This is a genomic window from Paraeggerthella sp. Marseille-Q4926 (genome assembly GCF_916618935.1).
GTDB classification, from domain to species: domain Bacteria; phylum Actinomycetota; class Coriobacteriia; order Coriobacteriales; family Eggerthellaceae; genus Paraeggerthella; species Paraeggerthella hominis.
Map to the genome: position 1 here is coordinate 139,119 of NZ_CAKAKF010000005.1, position 15,782 is coordinate 154,900.

Below are 15,782 nucleotides of genomic sequence, written 5' to 3' on the forward strand. Positions count from 1 at the left end.
CTTGTGATCACGGGATTCGACACCGCTTTCAGCGAGATCACGCTGGTGCTGTTCACGACGCTTGCGCCGTCGGGCGTTGTCGCGTACCTCTGCATGGCCGTACCCGTGCTGGCGCGCGGAACCGATGCGGCCATGCGCCAGCGCCTCAACGTGTTTCTTGCTGCTCCGTTGGTCGTATCCATGGTGGGCTTGGTGGCTTCGGCCACGCATCTGGGAAATCCTGCGAACGCGCTCTACGTGTTTTTAGGCGTCGGGCGCAGTCCGCTTTCCACCGAGGTGTTCTGCGCGGTGCTGTTCTTGGCGCTTGCCGGTTTGTACTGGCTGTATTGCTTTGCCGAGCATCCGCGCCCCTTGTTGCAGCGTCTGTGGCTGATGGCGGCGATGGTCGCTGGCGTTGGATTTGTGATTGCGGTTGCTTTTGCGTACGCGGCCGAAACCATCGTGTCGTGGCACACGGTTTACGTTCCGCTTAACTTGATATTGAATTCCCTGGTCGGAGGCCCTGTTCTTGCGATTGCGGGCCTGTGCGCGGCGGGATATGGGGGCGTGCGCGGTCGTTGGGGCCGAGTTTTGGTTGCCGCGGCTGCAGCCGCTCTTGCGCTCAATGTGGGAGGCTTTGTTTTGCAGGGGGCCGAGCTTCCCCTGATCGGCAACTCGTTTACCACGGCGGCCGACCTGGTTCCGGGGTTCGGGGCGATGGTCGGCGTGTTCGCCGCTGCGGGCGCGCTGGCTGTAGGCTTGGACGCGTTCGCCCTGTGGGGCTGTTCGCGCTTGAGCATGCCCGGCGCGCTTGCCGCGGCGGGGTCTGCCCTGGTTGGCATTTTCGTCATGCGCTTTGCGTTCTACATGATGCACATGACCGTGGGAATGGGCATCTAGGGAAGCTGGTCGTGGCCGTGCGCTTGCTGCTGGTTGGGATCGTGCACGAAGAAGCGGCCCTTTCCCGCTTCCTTTGCCTGCCGTAGCGCCACATCGGCTTTTTCGTAGGCCTGCTCGAAGCTGGTTGCATGATCGGGGACAAGGGAGACGCCTGCGCACACCGAAAGGCCAATGACCTGGCCGGGTTCGGCTTCCGTTTCCCAGGTTCTTTCGCACAGCGCCCGCATGCGCTCGGAAGCCTCTTCCTTTGAAATGCCCTCGCAGTACGCCACGAACTCGTCTCCATCCCAGCGACAGATAAGGGATTCCTTGCAAAGGGCCGTGCGGAGGTGGCGGCTCATGTGCGAGAGCGCGGTGTCTCCGCACAGGTATCCGTAACGGTTGTTGATCGACTTGAAGTTGTCCAGATCGATGATGGCGAAGGCTCCCACGGCTTTTTTCTCAACCGTTTTTTCAATCAGGTTATGGATGCGCGTCATGCCCGTTTGGCGGTTGGGCAGGCCGGTAAGAGCGTCGTGATCAACCTGGCTTTCAAGTTTCAGTTCGCGGCGTTTGCGCTGGTCCACGTCGATTGCGTACAGATAGACGTACACGTCGCCGGTTTCGTCGAAGCGGATCAGGTGGTAATTGAGCTCGGCCCAAAACGCGGTGTCGTCGATCAGGTCTTCGTCGGCGCTTTCCCCGTCTTCGTAAAACGGCGAGAATTCGAGCTTCGCTTGACGGTATTCCAGCTTGCGCGAGCTTATGCCTTGCGCGAAATCGTCGAGCATACGGCCTTGGTCCAGGAACGTGCGCACGGCTTCTTTGTCGTGGTTCGTTCGGATGGCGCTTTTCAAAACGTCATCCACGTCGTACATGCTCCAGTCTTCGAAGCGCACGCCAAGTTTTTCGTTCAGGAGCGCTCGATCCTGCTCGTTCAGGAACGCCTTGCGCGAAAGGTTGATGTACCAATGGTTCATCGCCGGAGCGCCCAGCAGCTCGAATGCGTGGCCAAGCTGCGTTACGGATCCGAGCGAGGCCATGGCGTGCATGCGCTGCTTGGTCACGTCCTCCACCGAAGCGTAGAACAGGCGGCGCTCCTCTTGATGGCTCAGGAAAAACACGCGTGCCTTCATCCACATGAGATCGCCGTTGATGCGGTAGCGGCGGGCTACGCCTTGCGCCCCGGTGACGGGGTGGCGTTCCGCCTCGTCGAAGACGCTCATCACCATGCCCAGGTCATCAGGGTGAATCTGCTTCCAGATGACAGCCTGGCGCTCCTTGAGGGCGGCCGGGTTGCATCCGGTTACATGATAGTAGGCGTTGTTCACTTGTAGCAGCTCGTAGTGGTCGTCGTACACGGCGTACACGGCCATGCCTCCAATGAGGTTGTTCAGCATGGTGCGGCTGATGCCGTTGTCGCGCATGAGGGCCTGCATATCTATGGCGGGCACTGCGGCATCGAGAATGCCGTGGCGATCGATGGCGTCTTCGTCGCTCAAAAGCGCTTCGAGATCCGTTGTGCACATGGGCTTGTGGAAATGGTAGCCCTGGGCGTATTCGCAGCCGATGTCCTGCAGAAAATCGACCTGCTGTTCCGTTTCGGCTCCTTCGGCGACAACGCGAAGGTCAACAAGCCGGGCCATGGATACGATGGCTTCCAAGATGCTTTCGCCCCGACGAGCGTTTTTTTCTTGGGAGAGGAACCCCATGTCGATTTTCAGCACGTCGACGTTGATGTCCTTGAGCATGTTGAGCGAAGAGTACCCGCTGCCGAAGTCGTCCATGAAGATGACGTATCCCAAGTTCCTCAACCGATTGACCATGTCGGTTATCTTTTCGTCTTCAGCGTACGCGCCTTCGGTTATCTCGATTCCCAGAAGCGATCTGTCAATCCCGTAGCGCCTGGTCAGGTCTTCGATGGCCTCCGGCACGTCGATGGTGTGGATGTCTACGCGCGATACGTTCACGCTGACGGGCAGCGGGTCTATGCCGCGGTTGATCCAGTCGCGCAGCTGGCGGCATACGGCTTCCCATACGTACAGGTCGAGCGACGTCACGAACCCGTTTCGTTCGAGCACCGGGACGAATTCGCCGGGCGCGACGATCCCTCGTTCGGGGTGCTTCCACCGCACGAGCGCCTCCAGCCCAACGATGCGCCCCGTGCGGGTGCTGCATTGCGGCTGCCAATAGGGAACGAACTCGCAGTTTTCCAGAGCCCGCTTGACTTCCAGCAGGATTTTCGTTTCGCTCTCCAGCGCTTCGGTCATGAACGGCCGATAGCGCGATACGCGTTTGGTGTACGATCCTTTGGCGTTGTTCATCGCCGTCATGGCGTGGTCGCAGGCGGTGATGACGGGCGTTCGTGGATAATCGATCTCGCAGATGCCCAGGGCAGGTTGGAAGCCGATGGCGTCTTCGGAGTCGAACGGGGGCATTCTCAGCCGCTTCTCAACGCTTTCCTGCGTGACCAGGCCGCGTGGAAGGATCAGGACGAAGTCGTCCCCGCCAAGATGCCCGGCGATTCCGCCCTTGGCGCCCGCGATATCCGATACGTGGTCGGCTATGGCGCGCAGCATGTCGTTGCCGGCTTCGTGTCCATGCCATTCGTTGTACAGCTTGAAGTGCTCGATGTCCACGTAGACGGCTTCATACACGATGCCAGGCGTGCTTTCCAGCAGCTCTTCGGCCTTTCTGTACAGCGTGCCCGCGTTGTACAGGCCGGTTAGCTGATCTCGCTCCCTCAAGGTGACGAGATGGGCATTCTCCAGGCTGTCTTCCCGCAGCTTCACGTTTGCGTCGATGTCGCAGACGAAGCACATGACCACGATTTCGCTGTCGGGGCCTCGCTTTACGGGAACGACGCTTTGCGAGGTCCAGGCCCAGTCGCCTGATTGCAAGCTTTTGCGGAACTCCCCTTGCAGCGTTCCGCCGGCCTTGTCCAGGCGCTCGGGCATTGTTTCGAGGTTCCAGAATTCCAAAAACCGCTGCATGTCGTCGGGGTGCACGAATCCTTCGAACGTTTTTTTCGGAGTGCCGCCGAACGAGCCTTCAGGCGGCAGCGTTTTGAATTTGCCGGGTTCGTTGCAAAGCGTTTTGTACGTTTGCTCGGTGAGGTTGATCTCGAACAGCTCGTCGTAGGAAAGGGGCTCTTTGAGTGCCGTGAACAGGTTTTCTCCTCCGGTGCTAATCGGGCGGCTGGAGAACAAGACGCAGGGGCCGTGCTTGAACCAATCCAGTTCCAGGCAGGTGGTTTCGTACCACTGCTGCAGTCGATCGCTGAACACGGCGGCTTGCGTAACGCGCTCGTTCGCGCCTGGCTGCCAGGGGCAGTCCTTGCACGGTTCCGATTGGCTTCGGAAGCTTTCGTAGCATCGCGCGCCGATGCGCCCGTTGGGAAACACCCTTCGGGCTGCTTGGTCGAGGTGCACGATACGGTATTCGTGGTCTATGACGTATACATGTCCGGTCGACGCGTTGTTGTGGAGGCGAGTGCGCGGCATGTGGTCTCCCTTTGATTCTGCTGGTTGCTCCATTGTAGAGCCTTTGCGTAATGGTCAAGGCCAGCAGCGACAAAAAACGGGCATTCTCAAGGGAGAGATCCGAATAAGCGGGAAGCGGTCGGCGTCGTTCGCTTCCTTTCGAGGCTCGTTCGTTGAAGATGCCGGCCCTTGGCTTTCCAACGCGGAGGGAGAAAGGGGGAAACGCAAAACCAGGGGCCGGCTGTTGATCTGTCGCGTTGATTCGGAAGGGAGGGAGGAGAGCCTTGTCAACGCGACGATAGATCGGCGGAAACGGGGCGTTGGGGGAGGGAGGGGCCCCGCTTCCGCCGATCTTCCCGGTGCTTGCAGCTTGATGCCGGGAAGATCGGGCGTCCGGCGCCCGAAGGCGCCGGGATGAAGCGCTAGTACAGCAGGAACACCGAGTATCCCAACTGGTAGATCAAAACCCTGAACAGGAGCGACGTTGCCACGGCTACGATGGCTGCCACGATCATGAGCGTCTTGGACGCGCCGACCTTCTTCTTGGCAACGAGGGCGCACGCAAGGGCAAGCACGGCGCATACGAGGGCCAGCCAGAACATCATCGCTCCGTCGCCGGTGGTCATGACCGCCAGCAGGCTGTCCACATGCACCGGCGCGGTGGTCATCTGCGTCGGGTCGGCGTAGTGGCCGTAGGAGGCGATGGTCGCCGTGGCGCAGGCGGCCACGTAGATCAGGTCGCCCACCAGCTGGGCGATGGCGCCGAAGAACGTCAGCTGGATGGCCGTTTTCTCGACGGCTTCGTCCTTTTTCAGAACGGAGATGAACCACAGGGCCACCGGGCCGAGCAGGCAGGCGTTGCCCAGGTAGAAGGCGATGAGCGCCATGCCCCATGCGGGACGAGCCGGCATCAGGTAGGAGTGGGCGGTTGCGAACACCATGCCGACGGCCACGACCAGCGTGACGATGGCCAGCCACTTGGGCAGAGCCTTGTCACCGCGCAGCATCGCGAACCAGATCACGATCACGATGCCCAGCGCCACGCACCCGATAAGCTCCTGGGTGATGCCGGACGTGATGTGGCCGAAGCCGTTGAAGATGCGCTCCCAATGCTCCAGGTGTAGGAAGGCGCCGATGCCGCCGATCACCAGGGATGCGAACGACGTGACGAGCGCCGGCATCTGCAGGTTGCGACCCTGGCCCTTGATGGCCAGGATGGACATGCTGGCCAGAAGGCCGCACGTCAGGCAAACGAACAGCGTGAAGATAACCAAAGGCCACTGAGTTTCCATTACTCATCACCTCCTTCCCAATGATGGTCGCGCAAGATGAACGAGAACGCCGGGTCGTTGCCCACGTTGGGCAGGTGGTAGATATCGGACTCCTCGAACGGCTCCAGGAATTCGGTCATCTTGCGCTGCTTGTCGGCCGAGTCGAACGATCCCATGTAGGAATCCAGGCCCTCTTCCGTGTCGCCCACCCAGCGAGCGTTGCCGCCGCACTGGCTGACGCACTGGGGCAGCTCGCCCTGCAGAAGCTTCTGCTCGCACAGCGTGCACTTCTCGACGACCTTTTCCTCTTCGTTGAGGTAGCGAACGCCGTACGGGCAGGCCATGACGCAGAACTGGCAGCCGATGCACTTTTCCTTATCGATCTGGATGGAGCCGTCCTCGGCCACATGCGAGGCTTCGGTCGGGCACACCTTCACGCACTCGGGGTTCTGGCAGTGCTGGCAGCCGATGGGCAGGAAGTACATGTACACATCGGGGAACTGGCCCGATCCGCCCGGGATGGGGTTCGGCCCCACGCGGACGACTTTGTTCCAGTAGTTGCCGATGGGCACGTTGTTCACGGCCTTGCATGCAACCGAGCAGGCCAGGCAGCCCACGCAACGGTTGAGGTCGGTGATGATAGCCTTCGTCATGTCTTACTCCCTCCCTTCGTAGACGGGCAGCCATTCCTTCAGACGGGGGTCGTCGGAGGTATGGATGATGGGCGTGCCGTTGCTGTCGCACGGCACCGGGTTGTTGAACGGCGAGTTCTCAGGCGTTGCCTTGTAGATCTTCACCTGGTAGGCGCGCAGGTTGGACGTACCGGAGTGCGGGTCCTGGGCGTCGTGGTCGATCAGCTGGTTGACCTGCGAGAACTGGAATCCGTGGCCAGCGTCTTGCACCTCGGGGTACCACCAGGTGTGCTCGAGGTTGATAACGTCCTCGTCCACACCGTAGTACAGGTCGGCCACTTCGCGTATCTTGCCCCACTCGGTTTCGATCCACACCCAGTCGCCCTGCTCGATGCCGTATTCCGCAGCCGTCTTGGGATTGATCTCCACGCGGGGGACCGGCCACAGCTCGCGGCACCAGGGAAGCTGGCGATGCTCGGAGTGGAAGTACACCGGAATGCGGCGACCGGTGGTAGCGGTCAGCGGGTACTCCTTGATGCGGTCGCCGTCCTTCGGGCCATGGGGCGGCTCGACCCAGCTGGGCAGCCACCAGTCCTTGCGATCGGGATGGTGGGATTCCATGACGGTGGACCAGATCTCCTGCTTCATCGTGGGGGTGAACCAGCCGGGCTTCCAGTCGCCGATGCCCTTGCCGGCCGTGTAGTCCAGGCGGGCCCACACGCGGTCGCGTGCGCGCATCGCGCCGGTCTGGTAGCGGCGGTACGTGCCCCAGTTGCGCGGCTCGATGTCCTTGGCCTGCCACCAGCCGTGCTCCTGGAAGGCCGCCACGTACTCGTCCCACGTCTTGTACTTGGGCTTGACTTCCGCCATCGGAACGCCGTGGCGCTCGTAGGTGGGAACGCCGTTTTCAACATGCCACGTGGTGTAGGTCAGCTCGTCGTCGGTCAGGAGCTTGATGGAGTCGTCGAGCTGCCACTGGATGTCGGGCCACTCGTTGCCCGGCTCGTCGGTCCACTTCCACTTCATGCGGCGCGCCAGATCCATGACGATCTCGGGGTCGTACTTGGCTTCCGCGGGCGGCTGCACGCACTTGACGGTAGCGCCCATGGCGCCGGCGGAACCCTGGCTTGCGCGGGGCGAGTTGAGCTCGATCCAGTGCGCAACCGGCAAGATGATGTCGGCGGTGTCGTTTTGCGGCGTATGCCACAGGTTGAGGTCCACGAAGAAGTCCAAGGACAGCAGAGCTTCCCAAGCGGTGGTGCTGTTGGATTGGCTCATGAAGTTGCCGGACTCGTTCCACAGCGCGCGCACCGGGTACGGATCGCCCGTGAGCACGGCGGTCCACAGCGAGTGGCTGTCGCACCAGTACTGCCACCAGCTGATCAGCGGGAACTTCTCGATGCCGATCTGCTTCTGGTTGACTTCCGCCGGCGGGGTGGATGCGCCCGGAGCCCAGGCGCTGAAGCCCTGCAGGTCGCCGTCGATGGGGACGATTGTCGGGCCGCGGTTGCCGCCCGGGGTGTCCATGTTGCCGGTGATACCCACCAGGTTGTCGAAGGCGCGGCAGTTCTGGATGGCGTTGCAACCGTGCTCGACGGCCAGCATGTACTGGATGCCGCCGTTGCCGTAGCCGGTGGACGGGTCGAGGCGCGTGCCGTACGCCGTAGCGGCGGCTTCGATCTCGGAAGCGGGGATGCCGGTGATTTCCGCGGCAACCTCGGGCTTGAACTCGGCGGCGCGAGCCTTGTAGTGCTCCCAAACCGGCTTGACCTTGTGCTTCTTGCCGTCTTTGAGCTCGATTTCGAACTCGCCCTCAAGAGCGGGGTCGATGGCGGGGTCGAACGGCATGGGGTCGGGCAGCCAGCCCTGGGTCTGGCCGGGCAGCAGGTTGTCCTGCGCGGCCTCGCGGCCCTGGCGCGCCTTCTCGGAGTCGTAGTTCTCGCCTTCCCAGAAGCCGCCCGTCTCGTCGATGACGCCTTCCTGGTCGGCGTTGAACCAGGTGAAGGGGCCGTACTCGTGCTTGACGCCCTCGGCGGCAAGCTTCTCCCAGTTGTTGTCGTACACGAGGAACTTATAGGGGCTGCCGCCCTCTTTGACGTCGCTTTCCTTGAGCAGGTGCGTCTTCACGTCCCAGTACGAACCGTCGGTGCGGACGGTGGGGAAGCCGGACGGCTCGATGTCCTCGCATACGAGGAACGGCGCGTTCGTCCACTTCTTGACGTACAGATCGTCGTAGAGCTTCTTCTCGATAATGACGTTGGTCCAGGCCAGCGCCAGTGCGCCGTCGGTGCCGGGACGCAGGTGCTGCCAATAGTCGGCTTCCTTGCCCATGTTGGCCATGCGGGGGTCGCAGCTGATGTGGATATCGGCGCGCGACGCGACGTCGACCGTGGTGCGGCAGGAGTCGTCGTAGTTGGACAGCTCCGAAGCGCCGCCCCACTGTACGTATACCTTCGGTCGGGTGATGGTTTCCATCCAGGACATGGCGAACTGCGACACCATGGTGGTGGCGAAGTGGCGCGGGCCCTTGCAGATCTGCCACGCCTCGATGTTGTTCGGCGTTTCCAGCATGTTCTTCAGAATGGACTCCGAGTGCATGCACCAGATGCGCGAGGTGCCTACCTGGCAGGCGATCGACTCTCCGCCGTACTTGCCCTTGATCTCCATGAAGTTGCTGATGATGGTTTCCATCGCCTCGTCCCATGTGATGCGCTGCCAGCCGGGCTCTTCGCCCTTGGGGTTGGTGCGCTTCATGGGGTAGTGCAGACGGTCGGGGTGGTACGCGGCCTGGATGGACGACTGCGATTTCGTGCAGCAGTTGCCCATCGATTGATACGCGCCCTCGTCGCCCTCGATGCGGATGGCGCGGCCGTTCTGGACGATGACCTTAACGCCGCATTCCATTTTGCCGCAGCCGCGGCAGCACGTCTTCACGGCGACGGTGTCGTTGCCGGAAACTTCGCTGTACGTCTGGTCTGCCAACGCCGTACGCGTCGACGCGCCGAACGCGGCGACGGTTGCGCCCGTGATGGCTGCGGTCTTGACGAACGTGCGTCGAGACATGGTCAGTGTATCCATACTCCTCCTCCTTCTCCTTGCTTCTCGTCTTCTCCTCGTCTGCGGATGAGAGGGAAGGGGGCTGCCGTGGACCGTGGCCCGACGGTGCAGAGTCCCTCGTTTCCGCGGTCATGACCTTACGGATGCGAGGGGGTTGCGAGCATCGCTTAAAGCTTGCGAGGGCGGGATCAGCGCATCATAAATTCTTATGATTTTGCAATCATGAAAAAGAACAGGTGCATTTGACCTGGTGTTTTACTGCTTGGTCTCTAAAATATCTCGAAACTAGGATAAATGCGCCCACGAACGCGCCCGCCGCTTTTTCGTATAATCGAACGCGCCGGCAGAGGGGCTGGCGCAAGAGGCGTTTCTCATTGGCTCGAGGGGTGGGGGGAGCATGGAACAGCTTCGTACTGCATGGGATTCCACGTTGGGAAAGCATCTTTCCCTGAAACGCGTAGCGGGCCTGGCCTTGCTGTGGCTTTGGATGATCATGATGTTCTACAGCATTGTGCCGTACGGGTTTTCGTCGGACGTGCGTGGTTCCTTGTATGCGAGTTTGCTTGTATCGCTGGTGACCATGGTGGTCACCATGCTGTTCGTGGTCGTGATCGTGCGGCGCGAGCGGATATGCCAGAACCGGTCCGTTGTGGCGGGGTCGGCCGTGATGATGTGCTTGGGCAGCGCGCTCACGCCGTTCTCCGATCCGAACACGCCGACGGGTATGCTTGTTCTGGGCATCAGCGCCATCATGACCGGCACGGGGTCCGCCGTTTTGTTCCTGTGCTGGATTGAGCATCTGTCCAGCTTGGGCGGACGTCTTGCCCTGGTAGAACTTGCCATGTCGCTGTGCATGGCGTTCATTGCGGGCTTCATTCTTATTGCCACTCCGCCGCTTCCCGTCATCGTGGCCGTGGCGGCGGTTCCCATTGGATCGGCGTGGCTGCTTCGATCGTGTTCGCAAAGCGACGTCCAGCTTGTTAAGGAAACCGAAGAGCCTTTGTCTCGGAATACGATCGCGCTGTTCGTGAAGTCGCTTGCGGGGGCGGCCCTTATCGGTGCGCTGGCGGGCTTTTTCGACGTGGTCTCGGGGTGCAAAACCTATGAAGTGCAGGATATTTTCGGAGCGTACCTGTTTCTTGCCGGGTTCATCGGCGCACTGGCGGTGTGCCTGATCGCGGTGTTTCTGCACCGCGACAGCATCTTCTTCTCGTACCGGCTTTCCATGCTCATGCTGTGCCTGGGCTGCTTGTCCACGCCGTTTCTGGCGGACAACAACACGTATTCGAGCGCGCTTATATTCGGCGGATACCATTGCTACGTCATGGTGCTGTGCGTGGTATGCATCGATGTGGCAACCAGTTTCAAGATTGGGGCCGCACGGGCGATCGGGCTGGGATTCGTTGCCCTGTACGGCGGCGAAACCATGGGATCTTTGCTCGCTCATTCCTTGGAGGCCACCGGAATCCCCCTGTTCGATCTCACCGTGGTGACGTTGGTGGCCGTGTCGATCCTGTTCATTGCGCATCTGTTCCTGTTCACGGAAACCGACCTGATCAAAATAGGCATTGGCGAGGTCAGCATGGTCGCGCCTGTTTCGGAGGACGCCGAGGAAAGCCGGGAAAGCCAGGTTGATCCTTGCGACGTTATCGCCGATCGCTTCGGGCTTTCGCCGCGCGAAACCGACGTCTTGCCGCTTTTGCTGGAAGGGCGAACCATATCGCGCATTCAGGAGACGCTGTTCATATCGGCGGGAACGGTCAGCACGCACATCAGGCACATCTATCAGAAGACCGGCGTGAACAACCGCCAAGAGCTGATCGATTTGGCGCACGGCTCGCTTGAGGACGGGGCGGTTTAGCGCGCGATGGAAACGACTTACCTTCACGAATACGTATGCGTTGCGCGGCTGGGCAGTTTCACGGCTGCTGCGGGCGAGCTGCACCTTACCCAGTCGACGTTGAGCAAGCACATCGCCGTGCTCGAGCGCGAGTATGGGGTTGATTTGTTCGTGCGCGAACGCAGCGGCGTACGGTTGACCGAGGCGGGAAGGGTTCTGTACGCCCAGGCCGTGAAGCTAGAACGCGTGCTTGCGCAAACCCGAGCGCTTTTGCAGGCCGTGCCTTCGGGAGTCGTTTCCAATATGGGCGTGGTTTGGGACGTTCGACGCAACACCGAGCTGCGTTGCAAGTGCCGTCGAGCGGCCGAGAAGTTCGGCTTGACCGATCGGGAAGCGGGGGCGCTCGTTCTTTACCTGGAGGAACGCGGGTTCGACGGCATCCAGGAAGAGCTGGGCATCGGGCGCGACGACGTGGCCGAGGTTCTGGGCGGCGCGTACCGGAAGCTCGGCGCGGAGGGTAAGCAGGAAGCCCTTGATCTTATCCATTCCATTTCGGAATGATCGTAGACCCGACCGAAGCGGTTGGGCATACTGGGACGGTAGCTGAGCACTTGATACGAAGCTGGGGGGCTTCAAGGCAGAGGGCTTCATCTTTGGAACTGCAAGAAGATGGAGGCCTGACAATGAGTGCTGATACTGTTGCATCAGTCGAAGACGTGATGCGATTTCTTTTGGATTTGGACGACGGAGCCTGCGCGCGCATCGAGCGTCCTTCATCCGTCGATCTTACCGATGCGCTTTTGGCGAAAGCGAACCAGCGGGCTGCCGCCGGTGCGCGCGTGCTCGTCGTGTGCGCAGATACCGTGGCCGAGCGCCGCTACCTTGATCGCTTGCCCGCGTACCCGGCTTTGGACGCCGCCGCCGTTTCCACGATGGAACGCGTTGCGCATCGCGTGGCGGCGTTAGACGGGGTGCGCGCGGCAACGAATCGCGATCCGCGCATTTTGGACGCCAACGAGCTTGACGTGCTCATGGAGGACATGAAGGTGAGCGGCCTCAAGCCTCGTCGCCTGCGCGAAATGCTCAAGTTCTTCTACAAAGGCTTGAGCGAGTACGCCAACGAGCAGGACGATTGGCTGATCAACTACGAAGAGCAGCATTTGTTCGCCATGTTGTCTGAGAACATGGAAGTGCGTCGCGCCATGTTGCCGTTCGAGGCGTCGGCCTTGGCGTACCGCGGCATGGTGGAGGCGGGCGTCGAGCGCGAAAGCCTGATGGTGCTCGTGGACGACTACGGCACGCTGAGCAAAGCGTCCCAGCGGCTGATCGAGCACCTTGCCACCGACGGGATGGTGGTTGCCGGAACGACCGCGCCCGTATGCAATGCCGACGAAGCGTATCCGCACGGGGAGGGGTTCCGAACGTTCGCCGAACGCCGCGGTGCCGTATGCGTGCGCGTGGGCGAAGCCGCCCAGCCGGTGCGCACGTGCGCGGTGCTGGACAGTCCGGTGGACGAATTCGCGTTCGTGGCCGATGCCGTTGCGCAGCGTTTGGAAGAGGGCATGGACCCGAGCGACGTGCTGGTGGCCGTTCCCAACAAAACGTGGGCGTCCCAGATTGCATCGGCGCTCGAGCGGCGCGGCGTGGCCGTCTGCGTGGACGCAGGACCTGCGAAGATCAAAGGGGACCCTCGCACGCCGGGCGCGTTTTCTCACATGAAGCTTGCCGCCTTCCTGCGCTTGCACGCCAATCCGAACGACCTGCCGGCATTGCGGTCATGGCTGGGATTCGGCGACTGGCTGCTTCGTTCCGATGCGTTTTTGGAGCTTATGGCGTATGCGCGTAACCACGATATGACGGTGCCGCAGGCTATTGCGGATTTGCGTCGCGTGCCCGATGCCGAGCGCGCTTCCGAGGTGTTCGGGAAGCTGGATGCTCCGTTGGACGAGCTTGCCGCCCTGCAGGATGCTTGTCGATCCGGTTTGACGCGTGACCAGGCTATCGCGCTGTTCGAAAGCGCTGGCATGTTGCTTACGCCTGCGCAGCAGGCGCTGTTGGGCGACGACCCCAACCATGCTGACATTGACGGACTTGCCGCGAGCGCGTTCGGCGGCCCGGTGAGATCGGGCGACGGGGCCGGCGTGGTGGTTGCGCCGTACCGACGCTGCCATGGGCGCTTCTCGCGCGCGACGTTCGTGACCGGCTTGGTGGGCGGGTTCCTTCCGGCGCTTGACGCGGTGGACGACAAATTCACCATCGACCATCGCCGTGCTGCCCTGGAGCGCGAGCGCGCGCTGTTCGAGGACGTTGCCGCTACGGCTCAGGACCAGACTGTATGCACATGGTTCAAGCGCGACCTCTTGGAGAACACCGCGTCGCTGAACATGCAAACCGGGCGCGTGTTCGTGAAGGACGACGTGCGCTACGCGACGCTGGTTCCCTCCGAGTTCGTTTCCGGCCTGGCATCTTAGCAGGACGACTTCTTCGCACCATTCAATTGAAAGGAACATGATATGAGCGATATGGACGTGTTCGTCATCGACGACGATTTCGATCCCCTAGCCGATCTCGAGCTGGTGGAGGAGGGCGAGGGCCAGGAAACCGACTACATGCCCCCCATCCCCGATGCCGACAAAAGCGTGATGCCCGAGGTGGTTCCCTTGACGCCCCAGGAGCGCATCGAGAAGCTGCTGGCGGGCATTCCGGGGCAGCAGTTCCGCCTGCTGCGCGCGGTGGAGCTGTGCGCCGAGCCGAAGACGCTCGACGAGGTGGTGGAAGTGCTCGACGTCGAGCATCCGCAGCGCGCGAGCGTGTACGACGCCGCGCAGGTGGTGCGGCTGCTGGAGCGCGACGGCGCGCTGGAGCGGCTTGGGGACGAGGCGTCGACCGATGAGCCGCCGGTTGAGCAGGATCCGGAGGCGGACTACCTGGTGGTGACGCCTGCTCCCTTGGCTCGCTTCGTTGCGACGGAGGCGGGGCTGCAGGCGGTTGCCGACCATGTGGGAGAGCGCGTGGTTGTGGACATGTTGAACGAGGAGCCGCAGTACCTGCCGCTGTACCGCACCATTCTTGAGATGTGTTCGGTCGAGGGCGGTGGTAGCACCAAGGAGCTGAACGCGGTCGTCGACGTGAACCCGCTGTGCGAGGAGCCGCGCCGTTTCTGCACGTACTTTTTGGGCAAGCTCGAAACCGCTGGCGCTTTGGTCTGGCGCGATGCCTGGGTGGTTACCGACTTGGGCGCGCGCGTGTTCGCATCCGATATCTTCGCAAACTAGAACGGGGGAGCATCATGTCTCAGGATCAGGAAATCAGTTTCGTCGACGTTCTGCGCGGCCGCATGGCAACGTACCAGTTTCTCTCGCGTTTGTTTCGCGTTGAGGTCGACCAGGAGCTCTACGATACGCTGCTGGCGATGCGCTTTCCGGCAAATACCGGAAACGACCTGGTAGACGAGGGGTACCGTCTGATATGCGGATACTTGAGCCGCGCCGACGGCCCGGTTCTCACCGAGCTGGCCGTCGACTACGTGCATGCGTTCATCGGGTCGGGCAACGACGGGTTCTCCGCTGCGTATCCGTTCGAGTCGGTGTACACCAGCCCGAAGCGCCTCATGATGCAGGATGCGCGCGACGAGGTGCTGGTGCTGTACCATGCCGCCGGCCTGGACAAGCAGGAAAGCTGGAAAGAGGGCGAGGACCACATTGCGCTGGAGCTGGAATTCGAGCAGATTCTTATAGAGCGCGCCGTTGCGGCATGCGAGGCCGACGACGAGGACGCGTGCTTCAAGCTGCTTTTGTCGCAGCGCAACTTCCTGGAAGATCACCTGCTGGCGTGGTACCCCATGATGGCGAAGGACATGGAGAAATTCCCCAAGACCGACTTCTATCGCGGGTTGGGCAAGCTGACGCTGGGCTTCTTGCAGAACGACCTGGAGTTCCTTGACGCTGTTCTGGCCGAGAGGGAGGAAGCGGTCGCTGCTGTCGAGGGCGAGGTTGCGTAATGGCCGCTCATGACGAAGAGGTTGAATCCGGCGCCGGTCCTGCAGTGTCGCGCCGCACGTTCGCTTTGGGAGCGGTGGGGGCATGCGCTGTCATCGGCTTGGGCGGAGTGAAGTACCTTCCCAGCAAGACGCTGCTGCGCCCTCCGGGGGGCCAGGACGAGGAGCAGCTTGTTCGAGGCTGCTTGCATTGCGAGCGGTGCCGCGAGATATGCCCGAAGCATGCCATAGCCCCTGCTCATCTGGAGGACGGCATCTTGAACGCCCGTACGCCGCGCATGGATTTCAAAGCGGGTTGGTGCGACTTCTGCGAAAACGAGCCGGGCGGTCCGAAGTGCGTGGCCGTGTGCCCCACCCATGCGCTTTCGAGCCCCGACCCGTCGAAGGCCATCATCGGCAAAGCGGTGCTCGTGCGCGATTGGTGCTTGGCACAGCGCGGAATGGGGTGCCACGAATGCGTGGACGTGTGCCAGTACGAGGCGATCGAGCTGGGCTACGACGGCGTTCCCGTGGTGGATATGGACGCCTGCAACGGATGCGGCGCGTGCGAGCTGGCGTGCATTTCGTTGAGCGCGGGCTCCATCGGCGTGGGCGCGACCGATCGCGCCATCGTCATCAAGCCGGTCGATGAAGTGGAGGCGTAGG

The 15,782-nt window shown here is 61.7% G+C and carries 11 protein-coding genes; 7 read left to right on the forward strand and 4 right to left on the reverse strand.

Features of this window, described 5'->3' with window-relative positions; all coding sequences use genetic code 11:
• Nucleotides 1-3: 3 nt before the first annotated feature.
• Nucleotides 4-879: a DmsC/YnfH family molybdoenzyme membrane anchor subunit gene (locus tag LG373_RS11495; RefSeq protein WP_225749838.1), complete on the forward strand. Its 876-nt coding sequence runs from the start codon at nucleotides 4-6 to the stop codon at nucleotides 877-879.
• Here LG373_RS11495 and LG373_RS11500 read toward each other — a convergent pair.
• From LG373_RS11500 to LG373_RS11515, 4 genes are all read right to left on the reverse strand, one after another.
• Nucleotides 876-4,361, reverse strand: a complete 3,486-nt coding sequence (locus LG373_RS11500; protein ID WP_225749839.1) for an EAL domain-containing protein — start codon at nucleotides 4,359-4,361, stop codon at nucleotides 876-878. The genes LG373_RS11495 and LG373_RS11500 overlap by 4 nt on opposite strands.
• A 401-nt stretch (nucleotides 4,362-4,762) precedes the next feature.
• Nucleotides 4,763-5,632: a DmsC/YnfH family molybdoenzyme membrane anchor subunit gene (locus LG373_RS11505; protein ID WP_114566199.1), complete on the reverse strand. Its 870-nt coding sequence runs from the start codon at nucleotides 5,630-5,632 to the stop codon at nucleotides 4,763-4,765.
• Nucleotides 5,632-6,264 (reverse strand): 4Fe-4S dicluster domain-containing protein, encoded by a 633-nt coding sequence (locus LG373_RS11510; protein WP_216528734.1) that lies wholly within the window; start codon nucleotides 6,262-6,264, stop codon nucleotides 5,632-5,634. Before LG373_RS11510 ends, LG373_RS11505 begins: the two co-directional genes overlap by 1 nt.
• A gap of 3 nt (nucleotides 6,265-6,267) precedes the next feature.
• Complete coding sequence (locus LG373_RS11515) at nucleotides 6,268-9,321, reverse strand: molybdopterin-dependent oxidoreductase (RefSeq protein WP_114566201.1); 3,054 nt, start codon at nucleotides 9,319-9,321, stop codon at nucleotides 6,268-6,270.
• Between the two features lie 376 nt (nucleotides 9,322-9,697).
• On the opposite strand from LG373_RS11515, the gene LG373_RS11520 reads away from it, so the two are divergent.
• From LG373_RS11520 to LG373_RS11545, 6 genes are all read left to right on the forward strand, one after another.
• On the forward strand, nucleotides 9,698-11,161 hold the full coding sequence (locus tag LG373_RS11520; RefSeq protein WP_225749840.1) for a helix-turn-helix transcriptional regulator: 1,464 nt from the start codon (nucleotides 9,698-9,700) through the stop codon (nucleotides 11,159-11,161).
• A gap of 6 nt (nucleotides 11,162-11,167) precedes the next feature.
• Nucleotides 11,168-11,701, forward strand: coding sequence for a LysR family transcriptional regulator (locus LG373_RS11525; RefSeq protein ID WP_114566203.1), 534 nt, complete (start codon nucleotides 11,168-11,170; stop codon nucleotides 11,699-11,701).
• 122 nt (nucleotides 11,702-11,823) lie between these two features.
• Nucleotides 11,824-13,611 carry a hypothetical protein gene (locus LG373_RS11530; RefSeq protein WP_225749841.1) on the forward strand — a complete coding sequence of 596 codons (1,788 nt, stop codon included), beginning with the start codon at nucleotides 11,824-11,826 and terminating at the stop codon, nucleotides 13,609-13,611.
• Nucleotides 13,612-13,653: 42 nt separating this feature from the next.
• Complete coding sequence (locus LG373_RS11535; protein WP_216528738.1) at nucleotides 13,654-14,415, forward strand: hypothetical protein; 762 nt, start codon at nucleotides 13,654-13,656, stop codon at nucleotides 14,413-14,415.
• A gap of 14 nt (nucleotides 14,416-14,429) precedes the next feature.
• Nucleotides 14,430-15,140 carry a molecular chaperone gene (locus LG373_RS11540; RefSeq protein WP_114566206.1) on the forward strand — a complete coding sequence of 237 codons (711 nt, stop codon included), beginning with the start codon at nucleotides 14,430-14,432 and terminating at the stop codon, nucleotides 15,138-15,140.
• Entirely contained in the window at nucleotides 15,140-15,781 is a 642-nt protein-coding gene (locus LG373_RS11545) for a 4Fe-4S dicluster domain-containing protein (RefSeq protein ID WP_114566207.1), read from the forward strand. Before LG373_RS11540 ends, LG373_RS11545 begins: the two co-directional genes overlap by 1 nt.
• The last annotated feature ends 1 nt before the right edge of the window (nucleotide 15,782 follow it).

Coding starts and splice junctions, on each gene's coding strand:
- LG373_RS11500 (WP_225749839.1), bottom strand. CDS start 4,361: ATGCCGCGCACTCGCCTCCACAACAACGCGTCGACCGGACATGTATAC.
- LG373_RS11540 (WP_114566206.1), top strand. CDS start 14,430: ATGTCTCAGGATCAGGAAATCAGTTTCGTCGACGTTCTGCGCGGCCGC.
- LG373_RS11505 (WP_114566199.1), bottom strand. CDS start 5,632: ATGGAAACTCAGTGGCCTTTGGTTATCTTCACGCTGTTCGTTTGCCTG.
- LG373_RS11530 (WP_225749841.1), top strand. CDS start 11,824: ATGAGTGCTGATACTGTTGCATCAGTCGAAGACGTGATGCGATTTCTT.
- LG373_RS11535 (WP_216528738.1), top strand. CDS start 13,654: ATGAGCGATATGGACGTGTTCGTCATCGACGACGATTTCGATCCCCTA.
- LG373_RS11545 (WP_114566207.1), top strand. CDS start 15,140: ATGGCCGCTCATGACGAAGAGGTTGAATCCGGCGCCGGTCCTGCAGTG.
- LG373_RS11520 (WP_225749840.1), top strand. CDS start 9,698: ATGGAACAGCTTCGTACTGCATGGGATTCCACGTTGGGAAAGCATCTT.
- LG373_RS11515 (WP_114566201.1), bottom strand. CDS start 9,321: ATGGATACACTGACCATGTCTCGACGCACGTTCGTCAAGACCGCAGCC.
- LG373_RS11525 (WP_114566203.1), top strand. CDS start 11,168: ATGGAAACGACTTACCTTCACGAATACGTATGCGTTGCGCGGCTGGGC.
- LG373_RS11510 (WP_216528734.1), bottom strand. CDS start 6,264: ATGACGAAGGCTATCATCACCGACCTCAACCGTTGCGTGGGCTGCCTG.